Source organism: Streptomyces sp. NPDC059080, from assembly GCF_042739975.1.
In the GTDB taxonomy this organism is placed as follows: Bacteria; Actinomycetota; Actinomycetes; order Streptomycetales; family Streptomycetaceae; genus Streptomyces; species Streptomyces benahoarensis.
Genome location: NZ_JBHYGX010000003.1, coordinates 261,496 through 268,036, shown reverse-complemented (window position 1 = coordinate 268,036; position 6,541 = coordinate 261,496). Strand labels below are relative to the sequence as shown.

The 6,541-nt window shown below is 73.0% G+C and carries 4 protein-coding genes; 3 read left to right on the top strand and 1 reads right to left on the bottom strand.

Going from position 1 to position 6,541, the window contains the following annotated elements:
* The first annotated feature begins 390 nt into the window (after positions 1-390).
* Together ACFWWQ_RS03545 and ACFWWQ_RS03540 are read left to right on the top strand one after the other, a co-directional pair.
* Positions 391-1,467, top strand: a complete 1,077-nt coding sequence (locus ACFWWQ_RS03545) for a LacI family DNA-binding transcriptional regulator (protein WP_384589381.1) — start codon at positions 391-393, stop codon at positions 1,465-1,467.
* Positions 1,464-2,432, top strand: coding sequence for a carbohydrate kinase (locus ACFWWQ_RS03540; RefSeq protein WP_384589378.1), 969 nt, complete (start codon positions 1,464-1,466; stop codon positions 2,430-2,432). The genes ACFWWQ_RS03545 and ACFWWQ_RS03540 overlap by 4 nt, the downstream gene beginning before the upstream one ends.
* Before the next feature lie 155 nt (positions 2,433-2,587).
* Here ACFWWQ_RS03540 and uvrA read toward each other — a convergent pair whose 3' ends face one another.
* The gene (gene uvrA / locus ACFWWQ_RS03535) at positions 2,588-5,605 is read right to left on the bottom strand and encodes an excinuclease ABC subunit UvrA (RefSeq protein WP_384589375.1); all 3,018 of its coding nucleotides are present in this window, start codon (positions 5,603-5,605) and stop codon (positions 2,588-2,590) included.
* A gap of 200 nt (positions 5,606-5,805) precedes the next feature.
* Here uvrA and ACFWWQ_RS03530 point away from each other — a divergent pair, with 200 nt between their 5' ends.
* On the top strand, positions 5,806-6,447 hold the full coding sequence (locus tag ACFWWQ_RS03530) for a hypothetical protein (RefSeq protein ID WP_384589372.1): 642 nt from the start codon (positions 5,806-5,808) through the stop codon (positions 6,445-6,447).
* The last annotated feature ends 94 nt before the right edge of the window (positions 6,448-6,541 follow it).

Below are 6,541 nucleotides of genomic sequence, written 5' to 3'. Positions count from 1 at the left end.
TGAGCCCCCCCCCCCCCCCGCCCGCCCCCCCCCCACACACCCTGGGGGGTGTGCCGGGGGGCGCCCGCCCCGCCCCCCCCCCCCCCCCCCCCCCCCCCCCCCCCCCCGGGGCTGGGGACGGCTACGGTGAGCGGGCGCACGGCCCCAACTCCCGTGCCGACACCTCGTTTCCGCGGCGTACGCCCTGGCTTCCGCCGCACGCGGCGACGGGCGACCGCACCGACCGGCCGGGGCCGTTCCGGCTTCGCGCCCGGAGCCCGTCCGGGACAGGACCCGTAAGGGGCGCCCGCGGCCCGGCCGCACGCCCCCTCCGGCCCCGTACGGGACCGGACGCACCAGGACCGCCGCGGCACCCGGCCGCGGCGCCGCACGCTCGGAAGGAAGAGCCCGATGACGACGATGGTGGACGTGGCACGGCACGCGGGGGTCTCCGTCGCCACGGTGTCGCACGTCCTCAATGGCACCCGCCCGGTGCGCGAGGCCACCCGCGCCGCGGTGCTCCGCGCCATCGACGCACTCGGCTACACCCACAACACCCTGGCCCGTTCACTGGTGACCTCACGGACCCGCTCCATCGGGCTGGCAGTCTCCGCGATCAGCAATCCGTACTTCACCGAGATCCTCCAGGGAGTCGAGGCGGGCGCGCTGGCGGCGGGGTACGGCCTGTTGCTCGCCGATCCGCACGACGACCCCGGCCACGAACGGAAGGTCGTCCAGCTGCTGCACGAGCGGCGGGTCGACGGCCTGATCGTCGCGCCGTCCGCCGAACCGTCGGAGATGGTCGGCTATCTGACCCGCCGGTCCGTGCCCACCGTCTTCCTGGACCGGCTGGTCGGCGACGGACACGATCAGGTGTGCGCGGACAACACGGCGCCCATGCGGCAACTCGTCGAACATCTCGCCGATCTGGGGCACACCCGCATCGGGCTGATCGCCGGGCTGCCGGGGCTGAGCACCACCACCGAACGCGTCGCGGGATACCGCGCGGGGCTGCGCTCGCGCGGGCTGCCCCACGACCCCGGGCTGCTGGCGGGCGGCCACTCCGAGGCGGCGGGCGCCGAGGCCGCCACCCACCGGGTGCTGGCCGCCGACCGGCCGCCGACCGCCCTGGTCACCGCCAACAACGCGATGACCATCGGCGCCCTGCGCGCCCTGGGCGCCCGTGGTCTGCGGGTCCCGGACGACGTGGCGCTGGCCTGCTTCGACGACTTCTCCTGGGCCGATCTGTTCACGCCCCGGCTGACCGCCGTCGCCCAGCCCGGCAGGGAGATCGGGGCGACGGCGGTCCGGCTGCTGCTGGACCGGCTGGCTGGTCCGGACCGGGCGCCGCGCACGCTGCGCCTGCCGTGCACGCTGGTGCACCGCACCTCGTGCGGCTGCCCCGAACTCCCCCACGGCGCCGTCGCCGCCCGGCCGGGCGCTGCGCCGCCGACCGACCCGGCCACCGAGGAAAGGAACACCCCGTGATCGTTGTCGCCGGTGAGGCACTGATCGACCTCGTCCCCGGTCCGCGAGGCGGTCCCGCGGAGGACGGGCTGCCCGCGCTGCTGCCGCGGCGCGGCGGCGGCCCGTACAACACCGCCGTCGCCCTGGGACGCCTCGGCTCCACGGTCGGCTTCTGCTCGCGGATCTCCCGGGACGCGTTCGGGACCTCGCTCCTCGGCGGTCTGTACGCGGCCGGGGTGGACGCCACGCTGGTGCAGCGGGGCGACGAGCCGACGACGCTGGCCGTGGCGGACATCGGTCCGGACGGTTCGGCGGGCTACGGCTTCTACGCCGGGGGCACCGCCGACCGCCTGTTCACCGTGCCGGACGCGCTGCCCCCGTCGGTGCGCGCGCTCTCCTTCGGCACCTGTTCGCTGGTGCTGGAGCCGGGCGCGACGGCGTACGAGACGCTGCTGCGCCGCGAGGCCGGGCGCGGGGTGTTCACCGCGCTGGACCCGAACATCCGGCCCGGTCTGATCCCCGATCCCGCCGCCTACCGCGCCCGGTTCCGCTCCTGGCTCCCGCACGTGACGCTGCTGAAGCTGTCGGAGGAGGACGCGCGGTGGCTCGCGGACGCCGGGCCGGAGCACGCGGACGGCGATGGCGCCGTGGTGGAGTCCGCGGTCCGGGAGTGGCTGGCCGCCGGGCCCGCCGCGGTGGTGCTGACCCGTGGCGCCGACGGGCTGACGGTGTGGACGCGGGACGGCTCCGCGGTGTCGGTGCCCGGGGTGCGGGTCCCGGTGGTGGACACCATCGGCGCGGGCGACACCGTCAATGCGGCGCTGCTGCACCGGCTCGGCGTCCACGACGCGCTCTCCCGCCCGGCGGTGACCACGCTCGATGCGGACGACTGGCGCGACATCCTCGCCTTCGCGGCCCGCGCGGCCGCCTTCGCCTGCGCCCGTGCGGGGGCACAGCCGCCGTGGGCGGCGGAGTTGGAGGGGTAGGGCGCCGGGCTGGGTCGTACGGGGCGGCGGCGCGGCACATGGTGTCCGCCGGGTGTGGCGGTCCCGCCGGGCCCAGGGCGGTGATACGCAGCGGGCCGCCGCCCCTGCCGCTCCGGGGAGCGGACGAGGGCGGCGGCCCGGGTGCCGACGGGGTGTCAGGAGGACCGGCGGGCCCTGGCGGTCGTCTTCTTCGCGGCGGCCTTCTTGGCTGCGGTCTTGGTGGCCGTGGTCGTGGCCTTGGTGGCGGCGGCCTTGGGGGCGGTCTTCTTCGACGTCGCCTTCCTCGCCGGTTTCACCGCCGCGGGGGCGCCCGAGGTGGCGGCGTCGCTGACCCGGTCGCCAAGGATCTCCCGCAGGAACTTGCCGGTGTGGCTGGCCGGGACCGAGGCGATCTGCTCGGGGGTGCCCTCGGCGACGATCATGCCGCCGCCGTTGCCGCCCTCGGGGCCCATGTCGACGGTCCAGTCGGCCGTCTTGATCACATCGAGGTTGTGCTCGATGACGATGACCGTGTTGCCCTTGTCGACCAGCCCGGACAGCACCGTGATCAGCTTGCTGATGTCGTCGAAGTGCAGTCCGGTGGTGGGCTCGTCCAGGACGTAGACCGTACGGCCCGTGGACCGCTTCTGGAGTTCGCTGGCCAGCTTGACGCGCTGCGCCTCACCGCCGGAGAGGGTCGGCGCGGACTGGCCGAGGCGGACATAGCCCAGCCCGACGTCGTGCAGCGTCCAGAGGTGACGGGCGATGGCCGGCACCGCCTCGAAGAAGGTCAGTGCCTCCTCGATGGGCATGTCCAGCACCTCGGCGATGGACTTGCCCTTGTAGTGCACCTCCAGCGTCTCGCGGTTGTAGCGCGCACCGTGGCAGACCTCGCATGGCACGTACACATCCGGCAGGAAGTTCATCTCGATCTTGATGGTGCCGTCGCCCGAGCAGTTCTCGCAGCGGCCGCCCTTGACGTTGAAGGAGAAACGCCCCGGCAGATAGCCGCGGACCTTCGCCTCCATCGTCTCCGCGAACAGCTTGCGGATGTTGTCGAAGACACCGGTGTACGTCGCGGGGTTGGAGCGCGGGGTACGGCCGATGGGCGACTGGTCGACGTGGACCACCTTGTCGACGAGGTCGTCGCCGTCCACCCGGGTGTGGCGTCCGGGCACCGCCTTGGCGCCGTTCAGCTCCCGCGCCAGGTGGGTGTAGAGGATGTCGTTGACCAGCGTGGACTTACCGGATCCGGAGACACCGGTGACGGCGGTCAGCACGCCCAGCGGGAACGAGGCGTCGATGTCGCGGAGGTTGTTCTCCTTGGCACCGTGCACCGTCAGCTGCCGGGCGGGGTCGACGGGGCGCCGGATCTCCGGTGTCGCGATGGACCGGCGGCCGGAGAGGTACTGGCCGGTGATCGATTCCTTGTTGGTCAGCAGCTCCTTCATGGGGCCGCTGTGCACGACCTTTCCGCCGTGCTCACCGGCGCCGGGGCCGATGTCCACGACCCAGTCGGCAACCTTGATGGTGTCCTCGTCATGCTCGACGACGATCAGGGTGTTGCCCATGTCGCGCAGCCGCACCAGCGTCTCGATCAGCCGGTGGTTGTCGCGCTGGTGGAGGCCGATCGACGGTTCGTCGAGGACGTAGAGGACGCCGACCAGACCGGAACCGATCTGGGTGGCGAGCCGGATGCGCTGCGCCTCGCCACCGGAGAGGGTGCCCGCGGCCCGGTTGAGCGAGAGGTAGTCCAGACCGACGTCGACCAGGAACTTCAGCCGCTCGTTGACCTCCTTGAGGACCCGCTCGGCGATCTTCTTCTCGCGGGCGTTGAGCGTCATCTCGCGCAGGAAGTCGGCGCAGTCGCTGATCGACATGGCCGCGACCTCGGCGATCGACCTGCCCTGGACGGTGACCGCGAGGACGATCGGCTTCAGCCGGGTGCCCTCACACGTCGGGCAGGGCACCTCGCGCATATAGCCCTCGAAGCGCTCGCGGCTGCTGTCGCTCTCCGCCTCGCTGTGACGCCGCTTGACGAACGGCACGGCGCCCTCGAACGGCGTGGTGTAGGCGCGCTCGCGGCCGTAGCGGTTGCGGTAGCGGACCTCGATCTGCGTGCGGTGGCCGTTGAGCAGGGCCTTCCTGGCGCGCTGCGGGAGCCCGGCCCACGGGATGTCCGTACGGAAGCCGAGGGCGTCGGCGAGGGCACCGACCAGGCGGCCGAAGTACTCCTTGGTGTGGCCGTGCGACCAGGGGTGGATGGCGCCCTCGTCGAGCGAGCGGTCCTCGTCGGGGACGATCAGCTCCGGGTCGACCTCCATACGGGTGCCGATGCCGGTGCAGTCCGGGCAGGCGCCGAAGGGGGAGTTGAAGGAGAAGGAGCGGGGCTCCAGCTCCTCGAACGAGAGGTCGTCGTAGGCGCAGTAGAGATGCTCGGAGTACATCCGCTCACGCTGCGGATCGCCGGGCTCCAGGTCGACGAAGTCGAGGATGACCATGCCGCCGGAGAGCCCGAGGGCGGTCTCGACGGAGTCGGTCAGCCGGCGCTTGGCGGACTCCTTCACCGTCAGGCGGTCGACGACCACCTCGATGGTGTGCTTCTCCTGCTTCTTCAGCTTCGGCGGCTCGGCGAGCTGGATCGTCTCGCCGTCGACCCGCGCCCGGCTGTACCCCTTGGTCTGGAGGTCGCTGAAGAGGTCGACGAACTCGCCCTTGCGCTCCCGCACCAGCGGCGAGAGCACCTGGAAGCGGCTGCCCTCGGGCAGCTCCAGCACCTTGTCGACGATGGCCTGGGGCGACTGCCGGGCGATCGGACGGCCGCACTCGGGGCAGTGCGGTTTGCCGATCCGGGCGAAGAGGAGGCGGAGGTAGTCGTAGACCTCGGTGATGGTGCCGACCGTCGAGCGCGGGTTACGGGAGGTCGACTTCTGGTCGATGGAGACCGCGGGCGACAGGCCCTCGATGAAGTCCACATCGGGCTTGTCCATCTGCCCGAGGAACTGCCGGGCGTACGAGGACAGCGACTCGACGTAGCGCCGCTGCCCCTCGGCGAAGATCGTGTCGAAGGCGAGCGAGGACTTGCCCGACCCGGAGAGCCCCGTGAAGACGATGAGGGAGTCGCGGGGGAGGTCGAGCGAGACGTTACGGAGATTGTGCTCGCGAGCGCCACGGACGATGAGACGGTCGGCCACGCCGGTCGGCACCTTTCTGGAGTGGGCGGGGAGCCGCGGTACCGCGTCCGCCGCTCAGTGATGAGCAGAGGCGGCGGTGCGGAACGGAACCCCTTCCCAAGGGTATGGGGACCGCCACGGCACTGTCTGAGTGATGCCACACACGAGCCTATAGCACGCGCATTCGAATTCTGGTCGTCGCTGCCCTGCTTCACTCGAACGTGTGGCGGCGCCGGATCCTTCCCGACCACCGCCGCCCCCGCCCCCGCCCACACCCGCGCAGGTCAGCCGGGCCGCCGCTCCCGCCCGAGCACCGGCAGGGCCCGTTCCAGTGCGTCGAAGGTGCACTCCAGCACCGCCGCCTGCTCAACGGCGACCGCCGCCGCGGGGTCACCGTCGAGCTGCCGCCGCGCCGCCGTCGCATACGCGGCCCGCCACCCGGCGACGATCAGCGCGGCCGCGAGCCGGGGTTCCGGATCACCCGGCGCCGCGCCGGCGGCCCGGCCCAGCTCCGCCGCGAGCAGCTGCCCGGCGACCATCCCCTGACCGGCCGCAGCGCCCCCGACCTGCTGTTCTCCGACGGCACCCGGCTCGGTGACCGGCTGCGCTCCGGGGGCGGCCTGTTGCTCGACCTGACGGACGACGCCGCGCTGCGCGCCCGTGCCGCCGGGTACGCGGACCGGGTGCGGGTGCTGACCGCCCGCACCACCGGGCCCGCGCCCGCCGGGTTGCTGGTACGCCCCGACGGCTGCACGGCGTGGGCCGTGGACGCGGCCCCCGGGGACGGCTCCCCGGCGTCGCTGGACGGGCTGGACGACGCGCTGCGCCGGTGGTTCGGCGCCCCCTGCGACGACCCGGCGTAGCGGCGCATCCGGAGCCCGGTGAGGCGCACTCCCGTAGGCGGGGGCTCACTCCGATCGGCGTACGCGGTGCGGCCCCTGGGCGGCCGGATACGTA

Bases quoted from the DNA above. Each gene is read 5' to 3' on its own strand.
- ACFWWQ_RS03545 (WP_384589381.1), top strand. From the start codon at position 391: ATGACGACGATGGTGGACGTGGCACGGCACGCGGGGGTCTCCGTCGCC.